17 protein-coding genes are annotated in these 16,981 nt (G+C 37.8%); 16 read left to right on the top strand and 1 reads right to left on the bottom strand.

The window, feature by feature from the left end; translation table 11 throughout:
- The first annotated feature begins 81 nt into the window (after positions 1 to 81).
- The 9 genes from mraY (at position 82) to CD138_RS06670 (ending at position 8,631) form a co-directional block, all read left to right on the top strand.
- Positions 82 to 1,047, top strand: coding sequence for a phospho-N-acetylmuramoyl-pentapeptide-transferase (gene mraY / locus CD138_RS06710; RefSeq protein ID WP_019169114.1), 966 nt, complete (start codon positions 82 to 84; stop codon positions 1,045 to 1,047).
- Positions 1,048 to 2,397: a UDP-N-acetylmuramoyl-L-alanine--D-glutamate ligase gene (murD, locus tag CD138_RS06705; RefSeq protein WP_019169113.1), complete on the top strand. Its 1,350-nt coding sequence runs from the start codon at positions 1,048 to 1,050 to the stop codon at positions 2,395 to 2,397.
- Between the two features lie 15 nt (positions 2,398 to 2,412).
- Positions 2,413 to 3,300, top strand: coding sequence for a cell division protein FtsQ/DivIB (locus CD138_RS06700; protein WP_019169112.1), 888 nt, complete (start codon positions 2,413 to 2,415; stop codon positions 3,298 to 3,300).
- A gap of 218 nt (positions 3,301 to 3,518) precedes the next feature.
- Positions 3,519 to 4,919 carry a cell division protein FtsA gene (gene ftsA / locus CD138_RS06695; protein WP_019169111.1) on the top strand — a complete coding sequence of 467 codons (1,401 nt, stop codon included), beginning with the start codon at positions 3,519 to 3,521 and terminating at the stop codon, positions 4,917 to 4,919.
- 29 nt (positions 4,920 to 4,948) lie between these two features.
- The gene (gene ftsZ, locus CD138_RS06690; RefSeq protein WP_019169110.1) at positions 4,949 to 6,121 is read left to right on the top strand and encodes a cell division protein FtsZ; all 1,173 of its coding nucleotides are present in this window, start codon (positions 4,949 to 4,951) and stop codon (positions 6,119 to 6,121) included.
- Between the two features lie 152 nt (positions 6,122 to 6,273).
- Positions 6,274 to 7,086: a peptidoglycan editing factor PgeF gene (gene pgeF / locus CD138_RS06685; protein WP_019169109.1), complete on the top strand. Its 813-nt coding sequence runs from the start codon at positions 6,274 to 6,276 to the stop codon at positions 7,084 to 7,086.
- Positions 7,087 to 7,761, top strand: coding sequence for a YggS family pyridoxal phosphate-dependent enzyme (locus CD138_RS06680; RefSeq protein ID WP_019169108.1), 675 nt, complete (start codon positions 7,087 to 7,089; stop codon positions 7,759 to 7,761).
- Positions 7,762 to 7,766: 5 nt separating this feature from the next.
- Positions 7,767 to 8,324 (top strand): cell division protein SepF, encoded by a 558-nt coding sequence (locus CD138_RS06675; protein WP_019169107.1) that lies wholly within the window; start codon positions 7,767 to 7,769, stop codon positions 8,322 to 8,324.
- 13 nt (positions 8,325 to 8,337) lie between these two features.
- Positions 8,338 to 8,631, top strand: a complete 294-nt coding sequence (locus CD138_RS06670) for a YggT family protein (protein WP_019169106.1) — start codon at positions 8,338 to 8,340, stop codon at positions 8,629 to 8,631.
- Positions 8,632 to 8,828: 197 nt separating this feature from the next.
- Here CD138_RS06670 and rbsU read toward each other — a convergent pair whose 3' ends face one another.
- Positions 8,829 to 9,710 carry a ribose/proton symporter RbsU gene (rbsU, locus tag CD138_RS06665; protein ID WP_019169105.1) on the bottom strand — a complete coding sequence of 294 codons (882 nt, stop codon included), beginning with the start codon at positions 9,708 to 9,710 and terminating at the stop codon, positions 8,829 to 8,831.
- 358 nt (positions 9,711 to 10,068) lie between these two features.
- Between rbsU and CD138_RS06660 the strand changes: the two genes are divergently transcribed.
- The 7 genes from CD138_RS06660 (at position 10,069) to CD138_RS06630 (ending at position 16,783) form a co-directional block, all read left to right on the top strand.
- On the top strand, positions 10,069 to 10,878 hold the full coding sequence (locus CD138_RS06660) for a MurR/RpiR family transcriptional regulator (protein ID WP_019169104.1): 810 nt from the start codon (positions 10,069 to 10,071) through the stop codon (positions 10,876 to 10,878).
- 113 nt (positions 10,879 to 10,991) lie between these two features.
- On the top strand, positions 10,992 to 11,915 hold the full coding sequence (locus tag CD138_RS06655) for a dihydrodipicolinate synthase family protein (protein ID WP_019169103.1): 924 nt from the start codon (positions 10,992 to 10,994) through the stop codon (positions 11,913 to 11,915).
- Between the two features lie 24 nt (positions 11,916 to 11,939).
- Positions 11,940 to 13,484: a sodium:solute symporter family protein gene (locus CD138_RS06650; RefSeq protein ID WP_241520307.1), complete on the top strand. Its 1,545-nt coding sequence runs from the start codon at positions 11,940 to 11,942 to the stop codon at positions 13,482 to 13,484.
- Between the two features lie 20 nt (positions 13,485 to 13,504).
- Positions 13,505 to 13,957 (top strand): NanQ anomerase/TabA/YiaL family protein, encoded by a 453-nt coding sequence (locus CD138_RS06645; protein ID WP_019169101.1) that lies wholly within the window; start codon positions 13,505 to 13,507, stop codon positions 13,955 to 13,957.
- A 38-nt stretch (positions 13,958 to 13,995) separates the two neighbouring features.
- Positions 13,996 to 15,108 carry a Gfo/Idh/MocA family protein gene (locus tag CD138_RS06640; protein ID WP_019169100.1) on the top strand — a complete coding sequence of 371 codons (1,113 nt, stop codon included), beginning with the start codon at positions 13,996 to 13,998 and terminating at the stop codon, positions 15,106 to 15,108.
- A 293-nt stretch (positions 15,109 to 15,401) separates the two neighbouring features.
- Positions 15,402 to 16,172: a YlmH family RNA-binding protein gene (locus CD138_RS06635; protein WP_019169099.1), complete on the top strand. Its 771-nt coding sequence runs from the start codon at positions 15,402 to 15,404 to the stop codon at positions 16,170 to 16,172.
- A gap of 23 nt (positions 16,173 to 16,195) precedes the next feature.
- Positions 16,196 to 16,783, top strand: a complete 588-nt coding sequence (locus tag CD138_RS06630; protein WP_019169098.1) for a DivIVA domain-containing protein — start codon at positions 16,196 to 16,198, stop codon at positions 16,781 to 16,783.
- The last annotated feature ends 198 nt before the right edge of the window (positions 16,784 to 16,981 follow it).

The raw sequence follows: 16,981 nt of genomic DNA, 5'->3' as shown, positions 1-16,981 counted from the left end.
CATACACACATTGGAGTGATAGCATCATAGGCACAATATATAAAAATGTGAGCAAAAAGAAGAGAAGATAAGGAGAATATTATGGGTTTGATTAGTGCAATAATCGCATTTGTTATTACAGCAGTTTTAGTACCAATTTTAATTCCAACTTTAAAAAGAATGAAATTTGGTCAAAGCATTCGTGAAGAAGGTCCACAAAGTCATATGAAAAAAACAGGCACACCAACGATGGGTGGATTAACATTTTTAATTGGTGCAATTGTTACAACGATAATCGCAAGTATTTTTGTAGAACCAGCAAGTCCATTGCTGTTACTGCTCTTTGTCACAATTGGTTTTGGTTTGATTGGCTTTATAGATGACTATATTATTGTTGTGAAGAAAAATAATCAAGGGCTCACAAGTAAGCAGAAATTTTTAGCACAAATCGCTATCGCAGTCATTTTCTTTATTGTCGCTAAAGGTTTTAATGCATTTGATTTCTCTACAAATATTCATATTCCGTTTACAGATGTGAGTATTCCATTATCATTTGCCTATGTCATTTTCATCGTTTTCTGGCAAGTTGGTTTTTCAAATGCAGTTAATTTAACAGACGGTCTAGACGGTTTGGCGACAGGTTTATCTATTATCGGTTTTACAATGTATGCCATTATGAGTTTTGCGCTTGAACAACCTGCTATCGGTGTATTTTGTATCATTATGGTGGCAGCTTTAGCTGGCTTTCTTCCATACAACATTAACCCTGCGAAAGTGTTCATGGGTGATACAGGAAGTTTAGCGCTAGGTGGTATTTTTGCGACAATTTCAATTATGTTAAACCAAGAAATATCATTGTTATTCATTGGTCTCGTTTTCGTATTAGAAACATTATCAGTGATGATTCAAGTGACATCGTTCAAGTTAACAGGAAAACGTGTGTTCAAAATGAGTCCATTACATCATCATTTCGAATTAGTCGGTTGGAGTGAATGGAAAGTGGTGACTGTATTCTGGTCAGTCGGATTAATCACCGGTTTAATCGGTTTATGGATGGGAGTGAATTAATTGATACATTATACAGGGCTAAGAGGTAAAAAAGTACTCGTTATTGGCATGGCGAAAAGTGGCTATGAAGCTGCAAAATTATTACATCGTTTAGGCGCTGAGGTGACGGTGAATGACGGCAATGATTTATCTAACGATGCCCATGCAAAAGATTTAGAAGACATGGGGATTAATGTTGTGAGTGGTGCACATCCATTAGCTTTATTAGATGAAAGACCTATTATTTTCAAAAATCCAGGTATTCCATACACAGTACCGATCATTCAAGAAGCACAAAAGCAAGGATTGAAAATTTTAACAGAAGTAGAATTAAGTTATTTAATTTCTGAAGCACCCATTATTGGGATTACTGGAACAAACGGTAAAACAACTGTGACGTCATTAATCGGTGACATGTTTAATAAAAGTCGCGAAAATGGGCGTCTATCGGGGAATATTGGTTTCGTTGCATCAAAGGTTGCCCAAGAAGTAAAGGCAGATGAATATTTAGTCACGGAACTCTCGTCGTTCCAATTGCTCGGAATTGAACATTATCGCCCGCATATCGCAATCATTACAAACCTTTATTCGGCACATTTGGATTACCACGAAAATCTTGAAAATTATCAAAATGCCAAAAAGCGTATTTACGAAAATCAAACTGAGAGTGACTATTTAATTTTTAACGATAAACAAAGACACCTCATCGATACATCAAAAATTAGAGCTAAAATTTTGTACTTTTCAACACAACATCGTGTAGACGGTATTTATGTTGAAAAAGAGTATATCGTCTATAACGGTGTACGTCTCATTCATTTAGATGATATTGTGCTACCAGGCGAACACAATTTAGAAAACATTTTAGCAGCGGTCATGGCGGCAATTTTAGCAGGTGTGTCAATCAGTGCAATTGTCCAATCATTAACGACTTTTTCAGGCATTGCACATCGCCTTCAATATATCGGTAATAACAAAACGAATAAATATTATAATGACTCGAAAGCAACGAATTCATTGGCAACACAGTTCGCCTTAAGTTCATTCACACAGCCTGTTATCTGGTTGTGCGGTGGTTTAGATAGAGGTAATGGCTTTGACGAACTGATTCCTTATATGAACAATGTGCGCGTGATGGTGACATTTGGTGAAACACAAGATAAATTTGTGAAACTCGGTGAAAGTCAAGGGAAATATGTCATTCGTGCAAACGATGTGACAGATGCAGTGGCTAAAGTCCAAGAAATCATCGAACCGAATGATGTAGTACTATTATCGCCTGCTTGTGCAAGTTGGGATCAATATGACACTTTTGAGCAACGTGGAGAACGTTTTATTGAAGCATTTAAAGCACATTTGCCATCACATTAAAGGATGTGACGATTGATGACAAAAGAAATACCCAAGATTAATAATGAATATTTAAAAGAAAAGAGAAAAAAGCAACGTATTCAACAACGTCGTATTCAACGGATTATTGTTGGGATACTGCTTGTCATTGTTTTATTGATCCTGGTTTATATGTTTACACCGATCAGTCACATTAAAAGTGCTGACATTAAAGGGAACCATTATGTGTCTAAGCAAGATATTTTGAAAGAACTTGATATTCAAAATCACCCACGCATTTATGCATACAGTTCTGATGATGCTGAAGAACGGTTGAAAAAGAATGAATTAATCGATGAAGTGACGATTAAAAAAGGACTGTTCAATCCGATTGAAGTCAACGTAAAAGAACACGATATCATCGCAGTAACAACAGAAAAGTCACGCGTGGTGCCTATGATTGAAAATGGCAAAGTGTTAAAAGATTATAAACAGGAAGTTCCGAATGAAGCACCTTACATTGAAGGTTTTAAAGGTGCTGAAAAACGTCATCTCGTCGATGCGCTACAAAAAATGGATCGGACGACACGTGCACAAATTTCAGAAATCGTGAGTGCCCCGCAAAAAGATCAACCCCATTTAATTAAACTGTTCATGCGTGATGGGATTGAAGTTGTTGGGAATACAAATACTATTGCTGATAAGTTGAAATACTATCCAAGTATGTCACAAGCATTAGAAAAAGATGAAACAGGTAAATTGAAACAATCGGGCTTTATTGATTTATCGGTCGGGGCAACATTTATACCTTATGATAATGTGAACAATGCACAATCAAATTCGGCAAGTGCGAAAGAAGTCCAAAGTGGTACAGCGAGTGAAGACAAAGCCAAGGATGATTTACAAAAGGCTTTAAACAAGATTAAAGATGAAGAATCGTCGTAATGGCAAGGGCGAGACTCGAAAATATTTTGCTATAATAATGATTTTGAGTCGTCATCACCTTTGCGATGAAATGAATGCGCATTACAAAAAGATGACATTAATATATAAATGTGATAAAAAGTTGAAATTCTACTGTGTTTATAGTTCACATTGATAGTGTGTTATTGTAAACTTAAAATAGCTTAATTATGTAAAGAAATGTCAGGAGGTGCCTATCTATGGAAGAGCATTATTATGTTAGTGTAGATATCGGCTCATCAAGCGTGAAAGCGATTGTTGGTGAAAAATTTCATAACGGAATTAATGTGATAGGTACAGGGCAGACCTATACAAATGGAATCAAGAATGGCTTGATTGATGATTTCGATCTGGCTAAACAGGCCATTAAAGATACACTAAAGAAAGCTTCAATTGCTTCAAGTGTGGATATTAAAGAAGTGTTTTTAAAATTACCAATCATTAGTACGGAAGTTTTTGATGAAACAAATAAAATTGAATTTCATCAAGATACAGAAATAAACGGTACACATATTGAAGAGGTACTTGAAGGGATTCATGAAAAAAATACGGAACCTGAAACGGAAGTCATCGATACATTCCCAATTCGTTTCGTTGTGGATGACAACAATGAGGTTTCAGATCCAAAAGAGCTTGTTGCACGTCATTCATTACAAGTCGATGCAGGTGTGATCGCGATTAATCAATCTATTTTGATTAATATGATTAAATGCGTAGAAGCTTGTGGCGTGGATGTGTTAGATGTTTATTCTGATGCATTAAATTACCGTTCAGTGTTAACAGCGACTGAAAGAGAACTCGGCGCTTGTGTGATTGATATCGGTGAAGATTTAACTCAGATTGCGTTTTATGAGCGTGGCGAGTTAGTCGATGCTGATGTGGTCTTTATGGCAGGCCGACACATCACAGAAGATATTGCACAATTTTTAAATACTACATATGATACAGCAGAAAAGATTAAACAACAGTACGGACATGCGTTTTACGATTCAGCTTCAGACCAAGATGTGTTTACAGTGAATCAACTTGACGCTGAGGAACCTGCACAGTTTACTCAAAAAGAACTGAGTGATGTGATTGAAGCACGTGTTGAGGATATTCTCATTAAAGTGTTCGATGTATTACAAGAACTCGGTTTAACGAAAGTCAATGGTGGTTTTGTAGTGACAGGGGGTTCTGCTAACTTACTCGGCGTGAAAGAATTACTTCTTGATATGGTGAATGAAAAAGTACGCATTCATACACCTTCACAAATGGGCGTTAGAAAACCAGAATTTTCTTCAGCAATTTCAACAATTTCTAGTAGTATTGCTTTCGATGAGCTATTAGATTATGTTACAATTAGTAATCATGATAATGAAGAAATTGAAGAAGAAATTATTGAAAACGATTCAAAGCGACAAGAACAAAAATCAGGTGGTTTTGAGTCATTCTTCAAGAAAAAACCAAAAAAACAACAATCACAAGACACGGCAAATTCTGAATTTGTCGACGACGATACTTCGGAAGAGGTATATGAAGACATTGATGGACATGAACACGGAGAACCTAAACAAGAAGAAAGTAAGTTCAAAAAGATTATGAAATCACTGTTTGATTGATTGGCTACAAAGATTAGGAGGAAATTTAAATGTTAGAATTTGAACAAGGATTTAATCATTTAGCGACACTTAAAGTCATCGGTGTCGGTGGTGGCGGTAATAATGCTGTTAACCGAATGATTGACCACGGTATGAACAATGTTGAATTTATTGCAATTAACACAGATGGACAAGCTTTAAACTTATCTAAAGCAGAATCTAAAATCCAAATTGGTGAAAAATTAACACGTGGATTAGGTGCAGGTGCGAACCCTGAAATCGGTAAAAAAGCTGCCGAAGAATCACGTGAACAAATTGAAGATGCGATTCAAGGTGCAGACATGGTATTCGTTACTGCTGGTATGGGTGGCGGTACTGGTACAGGTGCAGCACCTGTTGTAGCCAAAATCGCAAAAGAAATGGGCGCTTTAACAGTAGGTGTTGTGACACGTCCATTCAGTTTCGAAGGTCGTAAACGTCAAACACAAGCTGCTGCGGGTGTTGAAGCAATGAAAGCTGCTGTGGATACATTAATTGTGATTCCTAACGATCGTTTGTTAGACATCGTAGACAAATCTACACCAATGATGGAAGCGTTTAAAGAAGCTGACAACGTGTTACGTCAAGGTGTACAAGGTATTTCTGATTTAATTGCAGTATCAGGTGAAGTGAACCTCGACTTTGCAGACGTTAAAACAATCATGTCAAACCAAGGTTCTGCATTAATGGGTATCGGTGTATCATCTGGTGAAAACCGTGCAGTTGAAGCGGCTAAAAAAGCCATTTCTTCTCCTTTACTTGAAACATCAATCGTAGGCGCACAAGGTGTGTTAATGAACATTACTGGTGGCGAATCATTATCTTTATTCGAAGCACAAGAAGCAGCTGACATTGTACAAGATGCTGCAGACGAAGATGTGAACATGATCTTTGGTACAGTGATTAACCCAGAATTACAAGATGAAATTGTTGTCACTGTCATCGCAACAGGTTTTGAAGATAAACCTTCTTCACAAGCACGCAAACAAGGTCACTCTGGCTTTGGTACAAGTGCTACACCATCAAGTGCAAAAGAAACGAGCTTCGGTGGCGGACATACAGGACAAGCTTCAACACAAGATAAAGAAGTTGAAAGTGGACGTAGCCATACAACAGCGGACGACGATATTCCAAGCTTCATTCGTAACAGAGAAGAAAGACGCTCAAGAAGAACACGTCGTTAAGCGTGTGATATGTTGAAAAATAAAGTACATCACTCAACAAGATAAAGTATAATCCTTATCTTACATAGGATGTCATGAACTGCTAGGACAATTGTCACTTCATCAATGTCCTAGCAGTTTTTAATAGATAAAGTAAAAAAAGAGGGATTAGGATGGAATTATTTACGAAAAAGGCGCATCATTTATCTTATCAGCCGAGCTTAGCACACGGTGTTCAAATCGGTATCACCACGCGAGGTAAAGGTGTGAGTTCATACCCAGCTGATGCATTCAACATGGCAAGATATATTGATGACAAGCCAGAAAATATTACCCATCATCAAGAGGTATTGGCACAAGAAATCGGTGTGCCGAGAGCGCAATGGGTTTTTCCAATACAGACACATGAAGCCAATGTCGTAGAAGTGACGCAAGCAGATCGTGGTAAAAATATTGATGTTCTTGCGAAAGATACACTTCATGGCATCGATGCGCTATACACATACGACGGTGATACGATGCTAACAATGTGTTACGCCGATTGTGTGCCGATATACTTTTATAGCCCTTCTCATCACTTTATAGCTTTAGCACATGCAGGTTGGCGTGGGACAGTCGCAACGATAGTGCATCGCGTGTTAGATCAATTTCCATATGATTATAACGATTTATATGTCGTCATTGGCCCAGCAACGTCTGATAGTTATGAAATCAATGATGATATTTTAAACCAATTTCAACAACTGCCAATCGACAGTGCTGCATATATTGAGACTCGTGGCGAAGACCGTCATGGTATTGATTTGAAATATGCGAACCAATTGTTGTTAGAACAATACGGTGTGCCAAGTGATCATATTTATACTACAACGTATGCAACTTCCGAAAACTTGGATTTATTTTTCTCCTATCGTTTAGAAAAAGGAAATACGGGAAGAATGTTAGCATTTATTTCTCAATCATTGAATGAAAGTGGAGATGATTAAATGTCAGTGAAGACAAACTTAGAAGAAATAGAGCAAACCATTACTGAAAATGTGACTTTTCGTGAAGACACGACAAGACCTCGCGTGATTGCTGTCACAAAATATGTTACAATAAACCGAGCTAAAGAAGCTTATGAAGCAGGCATTCGTCATTTTGGTGAAAACCGCATTGAAGGCTTTTTAGAAAAGAAAGCTGCTTTACCAGACGATGTCCAAATGCATTTTATTGGCTCTTTGCAGTCACGTAAAGTGAAAGATGTTATAAATGACATTGACTATTTACATGCAATAGACCGTCAAAGTTTGGCTAAAGAAATTAATAAACGTGCAGAACATGAAATTAAATGTTTTGTCCAAGTGAACGTTTCAGGTGAAGCATCTAAACATGGCATTGCTTTGGAAGAGGTTATTCCTTTCATTGAAATGCTGGCAGACTACGACCATATTCGTGTTGTAGGTTTGATGACGATGGCACCATTCACAGATAATGAAGCTGAATTAGAGGACATTTTTGAAAAACTTAAAAATAAACGCGATGAAGTCCAATCATTGAACCTTACATACGCACCTTGTACAGAACTTTCGATGGGTATGAGTAATGATTATCATATTGCCACGAAAAAGGGTGCCACATTTGTTAGAATTGGAACGCGTCTTGTAGGAAAAGAGGAGTGAATCCATTGGCTATAAAAGATTTGTTCAACAATTTTTTCACAATTGAAGAAGAGGAAGATGAAGATTTCATTCGAGAAGAAGAAGATCGTCGTGAACGTGAACAACAGCAGGCGCAACAACAAGCGAGCAAACAACAATCTGAGCGTCCAAGAGCTGTTCAATCTGTACCAAAGCGTCAAGCGTCACGTTCAAAATCTTCTCAAAATGATAAACAGTTGCAAGTTGCCCAAAAACAAGAGCAAGGGAATGTGGTGAATATGAGCTCAGCACAAGATACTTATCAAAATGGTAGTTCTAAAATGTGTTTATTTGAACCACGTGTATTTTCTGATACACAAGATATTGCTGATGAATTGAAAAATCGTCGTGCCACACTTGTGAACCTTCAACGGATTGATCAAGTTTCTGCAAAACGGATTATCGATTTTTTAAGCGGTACCGTTTATGCGATTGGTGGCGATATTCAACGTGTTGGCGCAGATATATTCTTATGTACACCAGACAATGTTGAGGTTGCTGGCAGTATTACTGATCATATCGAATCCATGGAAAATCATTATTAATAAGGAGTAAGCTATGAACATCGAGATATTAACATCCATCTTTGAATTTTTATTATTCATTGTTAAAGCTTATACATTTGGGATGATCATTTACATTTTTATGTCATGGTTACCAGGTGCAAGAGAAAGCGCAGTTGGACGATGGATGTCGAAAATTTATGAACCGTTTTTAGAACCGTTTAGACGAATTATTCCACCACTAGGCATGGTCGATATTTCACCTATCGTTGCCTTTTTCGTGCTTAATTTGTTTGAACGTGGACTTGTAGCCATTTTTAAACTTATTTTGCATCAAATTTATTCATAAAGACCTATGCATTTTAGACTGTTCAGACGTTGTGATGACGTGTTTGAACAGTCTATTTTTATATGTGTAGTGAGATGAAGATTGTGTGTTCAATTTGACTAAAGGTAAATCATCACTCAAAAAAGCCCCTCCAAAACAATCATTTAGAAAGATTGTTTTGGAGGGCTTGATGTGCATTGCTTCAATATTGATAGCTACTATTTAATAAATACAGTTACAGTTGCGGCGGCTAAAATTAAAATCAAACCGATGATTGTGACAACCATTTCTTTAGCCGTTTTGCGTTGATTCAAGAAATAAATACCTGTCAATGTTGCTAAAACGACTGATGTCTGGGATAAGATGAATCCTGTTGCTAATCCGTTCATATCCGGTTGCGCAGAGATTAAGTAGGTCAATGCTGCAAACGCGAAGAAGAAACCTGAAATGATTTGTAACCAAGTGACTTTTTTGTTGAATGGATTTTCTTTTTTCATTGTCATCAGCCCATAAATGACGGCAGTCAACACCATACCGATCGCTTGTGGTAAAAATGCAGATTGACCACCGATATTTGTCGCTTGCGGTGCGGCTGAATAAAGCCAATAACCAATGCCACCAATTAATAAGATGACGACTGCTTTTCTCAAGGAACTACTTTTTGTTTCTTGACTATTTTCGCTCCAAACTGTCAGCCATGCACCAATTAAAATCACTACCAATGCAGTGAAGCCGATGATTTTGTTTGTAAGGCCTGGCCAGTTACCTAATGCAAATACACCCCAAAGTGATGCACCGAGTAATTGGAAAGCCGTTGTAATCGGCATTGCACGAGAAGAACCAATATATTCAAATGATTTGAATGTCATAATTTGACCAAAACACCAACCGGCTCCTGACAGCAAGGCGAAAAACAAATCTATACCTGTCGGAAATTGAAGTCCTGAAAATATAAAAAAGGCACTCGCGAAAATCAGTGTCCCAACGGTTGCGCCGATGATCTGATTGACCGGTTTACCTCCAAATTTTGATGCGATCGTAGGAAAAAGCCCCCAACCAATGAGCGGTCCTAAACCAATTAATAATGCGACCATATTCATTACTTACACTCCTCTATTTCTATAAACATTTTGTCTTTCATTCAAAAAGCCACGCATTAAAATATAACATTTTTATAAGAATACATAAACTAACTTTAATTAAAATTCAAAACGATTCATTGAAATAATCAAAAAATGAAACAAACTTGTCACACATGACATTTCAAATGTCTTATTTTGGCTAATAACGCGAGTAAATGTGTTAACTGAAAATTTAAGTGTCAATTTTAAAGCGTGTTTAACTTAAGATGAAATATATTCTGAAACTTGTTTCTAAAATTATAGTATTGGTTGAAAAACAGAACGGTAGCACATAAAATAATTGTTGTAAACGCTTGCAAACAATGAGGTGTGTTGAATGAGATTTTATAAAGTACTCGTTCCGATGATTGAATCGAATCTTGAAAATATGACACCGACAGAAAAAGAAGTCGCACAATTTTTTTTGAAACAAACGACTGTGGATGATCTATCATCTGAGATGTTTAGTCAGCAGCTACATGTATCGAAAGCAACGTTGACTCGTTTTGCGAAAAAGTGCGGATTTACGGGTTTTAGAGAATTTTTGTTTCATTATAGAGAAATGATGCGTGAAAAAGAGGACATTCTCGCATACAAAGACTTAACACAAAAAGTTTTATTTGATTATGAAGAGATGCTCCGTAAAAACTATTCGATTCTCAATGAAAGTCAGTTAGAACATATTAAAGAGATGATTAATCAAGCTGAACGTGTATATCTTTATGGAAAGGGAAGTTCGGCACTGGCACTAAAGGAAATGAAAATAAGATTTATGAGGCTCGGCATTATATGTGAAGTGATTGAAGATAATGACATGTTCGTATGGAACAATCTATTAGTAGATGCGTCATGTCTCGTGATTGGGGCTTCAATTTCAGGTAAAACGCGTTCTGTCCTACACGCATTAGAACGTGCAAAATCTCAAGGTGCACAAACGGTTTTGATGACAACTAGAAATTTCAATGCCCATGAATTCGGGTGTGATGAAATTCTATTGTTAGCAGCAGGAAAACATTTATCTTATGGCAATGTCATTTCACCACAATTTCCAATATTACTCATGACAGATTGCTTGTTATCCTATTATTTGGAAGATCCTCAAAGACGGAGGTATTACGATCAAACCATTATTGATAAAGAGATATAATCCTCTCACCATCAAAGTGGAGATGAATACCTTCAGATAAGCGTTGCGCAATAAAATTCTGTATAAATCATGTAATAAGATTTGCATCAATGATTGAGAAAAGGAGAATGGAAATGAGAGATTTAAGTCGATATCAAGGGATTATTCCGGCATTTTACGCATGTTATGACGACAATGGAGAAGTCAGCCCAGAACGTGTACGTCAACAAGTTCAATATTTGATTGACAAAGGGGTCAAAGGGCTTTATGTGAATGGTTCTTCTGGAGAATGTATTTACCTGACGACTGAAGAGAGTAAACAGATTATTGAAGCAGTGATGGAGGTCGCAAAAGGTAAAATAACAGTGATTAACCATGTCGCGTGTAATAACACGAAAGAGAGCGCGATTTTGGCAGCACATTCTGAACAACTGGGTGTGGATGCGATTGCGGCCATTCCACCGATTTACTTTAAATTACCAGAATATTCAATCGAAAAATACTGGAATACGATTAGTGAAGCAGCACCGAATACGGATTTTGTCATTTACAATATCCCACAATTAGCAGGTGTCGCGTTGACTAATTCATTGTATGCGGCGATGCGTCAAAATCCACGTGTCATTGGTGTGAAAAATTCTTCAATGCCTGTGCAAGACATTCAAACTTTTGCGGCGGCAGCGGGTGAAAATTACATTGTTTTCAACGGTCCAGACGAACAGTTTGTCGGTGGTCGCACAATGGGCGCTCAAGCAGGCATTGGTGGAACATATGGTGTGATGCCTGATTTATTTGTGAAACTGAATCAACTCATCATTGATCAAAATATGACTGAAGCCCAAGCACTTCAATTTGCAATTAATGACATTATTGCGAAATTAGTGTCTGGACATGGCAATATGTATGCAGTCGCAAAAGAAGTGCTCAGAATTAATGAAAATGTAGATTTAGGTTCAGTGCGCGCACCGTTAGAACCATTAGCTGAGAAAGATCAAGTCATTGCACAAGAAGCGGCACAAATGATTGTAGCTGCAAGACGACAATTTCTAGCATCATAGTGAACGCATAATAAAGGAGTGTTGATGATGAATACAACGGGTTTTACTTTAGTTGATTTATTTGTATTAATTGTATACTTACTTGCTGTTTTAGTGGCGGGGCTCTACTTCTCGAAAAAAGAAATGCAAGGGAAAGAATTCTTCAAAGGGGATGGCTCGGTGCCATGGTATGTGACATCCGTCTCTATCTTTGCGACGATGTTAAGTCCGATTTCGTTTTTAGGACTTGCCGGGAACTCTTATGCAGGCAGTTGGATTTTATGGTTTGCACAATTAGGGATGTTAATTGCCATTCCATTAGCAATTAAATACGTGTTGCCAATCTTTGCACGTATGGATATTGATACGGCTTATGATTATTTAGAGCGTCGATTTGAAGCGAAATCATTACGTGTCATTTCTGCGTTACTCTTTATCATTTATCAACTTGGACGTATGTCAATTATCATGTATTTACCATCAGTTGGTTTAGCAAAATTAACAGGTATCGACATCAATATTTTAATCATCTTAATGGGCGTAATCGCGATTGTGTACTCCTATACAGGTGGTTTGAAATCTGTACTTTGGACGGACTTTATTCAAGGGGTTATCTTATCAGCTGGGGCATTGATTGCGTTATTCGTGTTGATTAAAGATATTGATGGCGGTGTCGGTGCGATTACAGAACAATTGGCACACGGTAAATTTATTGCACCAACTGAAAAGATTTTTGATCCGAATATTTTATCAGGTTCGATTTTCTTAATCGTGTTTGGTTCTGGTTTAACGATTTTCTCATCTTATGCGTCTTCTCAAGACTTAGTACAACGTTTTACAACAACACAAAATATTAAAAAGTTAAATAAAATGTTGTTCACAAACGGTGTATTGTCATTAGGTGTAGCGACAGTATTCTATTTAATTGGAACAGGTTTATATGTCTTTTACCAACTTCAAAATGTAAGTGAAGCAACAAAAGCGATTCCACGTGACCAAATCTTTATTTACTTTATTGCGTATCAGTTGCCGGTTGGGGTGACAGGTATCATTTTAGCAGCGATTTATGCCGCAGCACAGTCGACGATTTCAACGGGGTTAAACTCAGTAGCGACATCTTGGACTTTAGATATTCAAGAAGTGGTTGCGAAACAAATGTCAGATAAAGTGCGTACGAGAATTGCACAAATTGTTTCATTATTAGTAGGTATTTTCTCGATTTTAGTGGCAATTGTGATGGCACACTCAGATATCAAATCAGCTTACGAATGGTTTAATGGCTTTATGGGACTCGTACTCGGTTTACTCGGTGGTATTTTCATTTTAGGATTTGTGAGTAAAAAAGCGAACAAGCAAGGCGCTTATGCTGCTTTAATCGTTGCGACAATTGTGATGGTGTGCATTAAATATGTATTGCCTCCAGAAGCGGTCAACTACTGGGCATATTCATTTATTTCAATCAGTGTTTCTTTAGTAGTGGGTTATATTGTTTCATTATTAACTGGTAATAAAGTGTCAGCACCACAATTTACAACGATTCATGACATCCCAGAAATTCTTGCAGATAAAAGTTGGGAAAAACGTCATTAATTCAAGGAGAGGTGTTTGGAATGATTGTAGCAGAACGTGAAGATTTGAAAAGATATGTAGCAGTGAATCCCCATTTTAGTAAAGTTGTTGATTTTTTAGAGCAAACGGATTTGGCAACACTAGAGTTAGGGAAAGTGGACATTGATGGCGACAATGTGTTTGCGAATTGTATGTCGTATGTGGCAGATGGTGTTGCAGGACAGCAGTTTGAAAATCATCAAAAGTATATCGATATTCATTTAGTGTTAGAAAATACAGAGAAAATAGCAGTAACGTCGCCACAGTTTGCAGAAGAGACGGCATCATATGATGAAACGGATGACTTTGCATTGTTTAAAGGTGAACAGTATCAATTAATTGAGATGACACCGTCAAATCTGTTAATTACATTTGAAGAAGATTTGCACCAACCGAAAATTGGCGATAACGATCAACCCGTGAAAAAACTCGTATTTAAAGTCCTGAATGCATAGAATTAAAGTTACAAAATAGAGTGAAAGAAGGTAATACGATGGTGAATTATGGTATTGTCGGTGCGGGTTACTTTGGGGCAGATTTGGCACGTTCACTCGTGAAGATTGATGGTGCGCATGTCACAGCGATATATGACCCCGCACATGGTGAAACGATTGCGACAGAGCTTGGTGCGGACAACTGCGAGAGTCTTGACGCACTGGTGTCTCGTGAGGATGTCGATTGTGTCATTGTCGCATCACCGAGTCATTTACATCGTGAGCCCGTTATTAAAGCGGCTGAACACGGCAAACACGTCTTTTGTGAGAAGCCGATTGCGTTAAATTACGAAGACTGTCAAGCGATGGTCGCAGCATGTGAAGAAAATCAAGTATGGTTTATGGCGGGCCACATTATGAATTTCTTCAATGGGGTTCATCGTGCAAAAGAACTGATTATGCAAGGTAAAATAGGAAAAGTCCTCTTTTGTCATGCAGCAAGAACAGGTTGGGAAGAACCACAGCCGACTGTTTCCTGGAAGAAATTGCGTAATCAGTCGGGGGGACATTTGTATCATCATATTCATGAACTGGATTGCATTCAATTTATGATGGGCGGGCTCCCTGAAAAAGTGACGATGGTGGGTGGTAATGTGTACCATCAAGGCGAACAGTTCGGTGATGAAGATGATATGTTGCTGATTCAGTTAGAATACGCAGATCAACGTTATGCGGTGTTGGAATATGGCAATGCGTTTCGTTGGGGCGAACACTATGTCTTAATTGAAGGGACATTAGGCGCCATTAAATTAGACTTATATCACACGGCAGGGACATTGCGGGTGAAAGGTGAAGGTGAATCCCATTTCTTAATTCATGAAACGCAACAAGAAGATGATGAACGGACAGCGATTTATACAGGACGTGGTATGGATGGCGCGATTGCATATGGTAAACCTGGTGTGAGAACGCCACAGTGGTTACAAACATGTATCGATAAAGAGATGGCTTATCTTCATCACTTAATGCAGGGCGGTACAGTCGAGGAAGATTATGTGAAGCTGACGAATGGTGTCGCAGCGCTTGAATCGATTGCGACAGCGGATGCGTGTACGTTATCACTGAAAGAAGATCGCAAAGTCCGACTGTCTGAAATTGTAACAGCAAAATAATCCGTAGAGGTTTGAGCGCTATCAACTTTAATTGATTTGATATTTCTATATTTTGATTTTCATCCATCGTAGGAGAGGGGCTGGGAAACGCAATGTGTCCTGGTCCCTTTCCTACGATTTGTGTATCAGCGGGGTGCGATGTCATGCTTTAAAGTTCTTTCAAAGCCATGTATACTGAAATCAATAGGGTGTACGTACTGTGTTTTGACATTTAATTTAATGAAAATAAGGAAATACAATGGAATGTATACTTGCTTTGACGATGAAACATTGAGCAAATAAGGAGTTCAAACATGGATATTTATCAACATTTTAGACCTGAAGAGCATGAACAAATCGACTACTTATTAGATAAAGTGCGTCAGGCTGAAACGCAATATGCGCCTGTATTGACGCATTTTTTAGATCCACGTGGTCAATACATGTTGCAAGTGATTGTCGGAAGTTTTAATGATTTACATGTGGCTTTTGATGGAGGACGTGACGCAGAAAGATGTCGTGCAGTCATTGCGCCAAGTTATTATGAACCGACACGTGAAGATTTTGAGTTAACGTTAATCGAAATTGATTATCCGGCAAAGTTTGTGACTTTACAGCATCAACATGTACTTGGCACACTGATGTCACTCGGCATTGAACGCGAACAAGTCGGTGATATTATGGTGGCTGAACGGATTCAATTTGTTTTGACAAAGCAACTTGAATCGTATATTATGTTAGAATTAACACGTATTAAAGGGGCAACAATTAAACTTAATGTTATCCCGTTTGAAGATATGATACAATCAGAAGAGTATTGGGAGACCCATGAAGCAACAGTGAGCGCAACGAGACTTGACGTTGTATTGAAGGAAATGATTCGTAAGTCACGAACGATTGCGAAGACACACATCCAACGAAAACGCGTTAAAGTCAATCATACGTTGATTGAAGCGGCTGATTTCCAACTTGAAGCAGGAGATTTGTTGTCTATCCAAGGCTTTGGTCGTGCTAAAATCACTGAAATTGGTAATCGCACTAAGAAAGATAAATTAAGAATCACCTATCAAACTTTATTTAAATAGTGTATGATGGAGGAGGGCAAGAAATGGCTTTTACACCTAGCGAGATTAAAAATAAATCGTTCACACGTATTAAAAATGGCTTCGAACCGACAGAAGTAGAACAATATTTAGAGCAGTTGAGCCATGAAATCGAACGTTTAAAAGAAGATAAAAAACAATTAGAAAAAGTGTTAGAAGAACGTGATGCACATATTCAATCTTTCAAAGAGGTTGAAAAATCAGTCGGTGAAGCGATTGTCAGTGCCCAACGTGCTGCCGATGAAACAAAAGCAGCTGCACAAAAAGAGCGAGATGCGATTATTCAAAAAGCACAAGCAGAAGCAAGTCAAATTGTGAATGACGGTTTAGAAAAAGCACGCCGTTTATCTTTCCAAACAGAAGATATGAAGCGTCAATCTAAAGTGTTCCGTTCACGTTTTAAAATGCTTGTAGAGGCACAGCTCGACTTGTTGAAAAGTGACGACTGGGAATACTTGTTGAATTATGATTTAGATTCACAACAAGTAACAGAAGAAAATTTTCAACATTTAAATGAACAAGACATTACAGCAGAAGAAAAACAACAAGCTGAACAATCAAACGAAACATCACAAAACGAAACAGACAAGTAAAAGAGATAATCATCCATACAGCGAGTTAGGAAGCGGTGAGAGCCTAATAAGATGACCTTATTTTTTATATCACTGTTTCGACATGTTTATAATAATCAATGAGAGAACTCTAAGCTGAGTTAAGCAGGGTGGTACCGCGGCACGTCCGTCCCTGAATATCTGAGCTTAGAGTTCTTTTTCAGTTAAAGGAGTGTAATT

Source organism: Staphylococcus intermedius NCTC 11048, from assembly GCF_002902385.1.
Classification (GTDB): Bacteria; Bacillota; Bacilli; order Staphylococcales; family Staphylococcaceae; genus Staphylococcus; species Staphylococcus intermedius.
Note: the sequence above shows the minus strand (reverse complement) of the source record. Positions and strands in the feature narration are given on the sequence as shown.

Excerpts from the sequence above, each read along its gene's own strand:
- CD138_RS06655 (WP_019169103.1), top strand. The coding sequence starts at position 10,992 with ATGAGAGATTTAAGTCGATATCAAGGGATTATTCCGGCATTTTACGCA.
- CD138_RS06635 (WP_019169099.1), top strand. The coding sequence starts at position 15,402 with ATGGATATTTATCAACATTTTAGACCTGAAGAGCATGAACAAATCGAC.
- CD138_RS06630 (WP_019169098.1), top strand. The coding sequence starts at position 16,196 with ATGGCTTTTACACCTAGCGAGATTAAAAATAAATCGTTCACACGTATT.
- CD138_RS06660 (WP_019169104.1), top strand. The coding sequence starts at position 10,069 with ATGAGATTTTATAAAGTACTCGTTCCGATGATTGAATCGAATCTTGAA.
- CD138_RS06680 (WP_019169108.1), top strand. The coding sequence starts at position 7,087 with ATGTCAGTGAAGACAAACTTAGAAGAAATAGAGCAAACCATTACTGAA.
- CD138_RS06670 (WP_019169106.1), top strand. The coding sequence starts at position 8,338 with ATGAACATCGAGATATTAACATCCATCTTTGAATTTTTATTATTCATT.
- pgeF (WP_019169109.1), top strand. The coding sequence starts at position 6,274 with ATGGAATTATTTACGAAAAAGGCGCATCATTTATCTTATCAGCCGAGC.
- CD138_RS06650 (WP_241520307.1), top strand. The coding sequence starts at position 11,940 with ATGATGAATACAACGGGTTTTACTTTAGTTGATTTATTTGTATTAATT.
- CD138_RS06700 (WP_019169112.1), top strand. The coding sequence starts at position 2,413 with ATGACAAAAGAAATACCCAAGATTAATAATGAATATTTAAAAGAAAAG.
- CD138_RS06640 (WP_019169100.1), top strand. The coding sequence starts at position 13,996 with ATGGTGAATTATGGTATTGTCGGTGCGGGTTACTTTGGGGCAGATTTG.
- mraY (WP_019169114.1), top strand. The coding sequence starts at position 82 with ATGGGTTTGATTAGTGCAATAATCGCATTTGTTATTACAGCAGTTTTA.
- ftsA (WP_019169111.1), top strand. The coding sequence starts at position 3,519 with ATGGAAGAGCATTATTATGTTAGTGTAGATATCGGCTCATCAAGCGTG.
- ftsZ (WP_019169110.1), top strand. The coding sequence starts at position 4,949 with ATGTTAGAATTTGAACAAGGATTTAATCATTTAGCGACACTTAAAGTC.
- CD138_RS06645 (WP_019169101.1), top strand. The coding sequence starts at position 13,505 with ATGATTGTAGCAGAACGTGAAGATTTGAAAAGATATGTAGCAGTGAAT.
- rbsU (WP_019169105.1), bottom strand. The coding sequence starts at position 9,710 with ATGAATATGGTCGCATTATTAATTGGTTTAGGACCGCTCATTGGTTGG.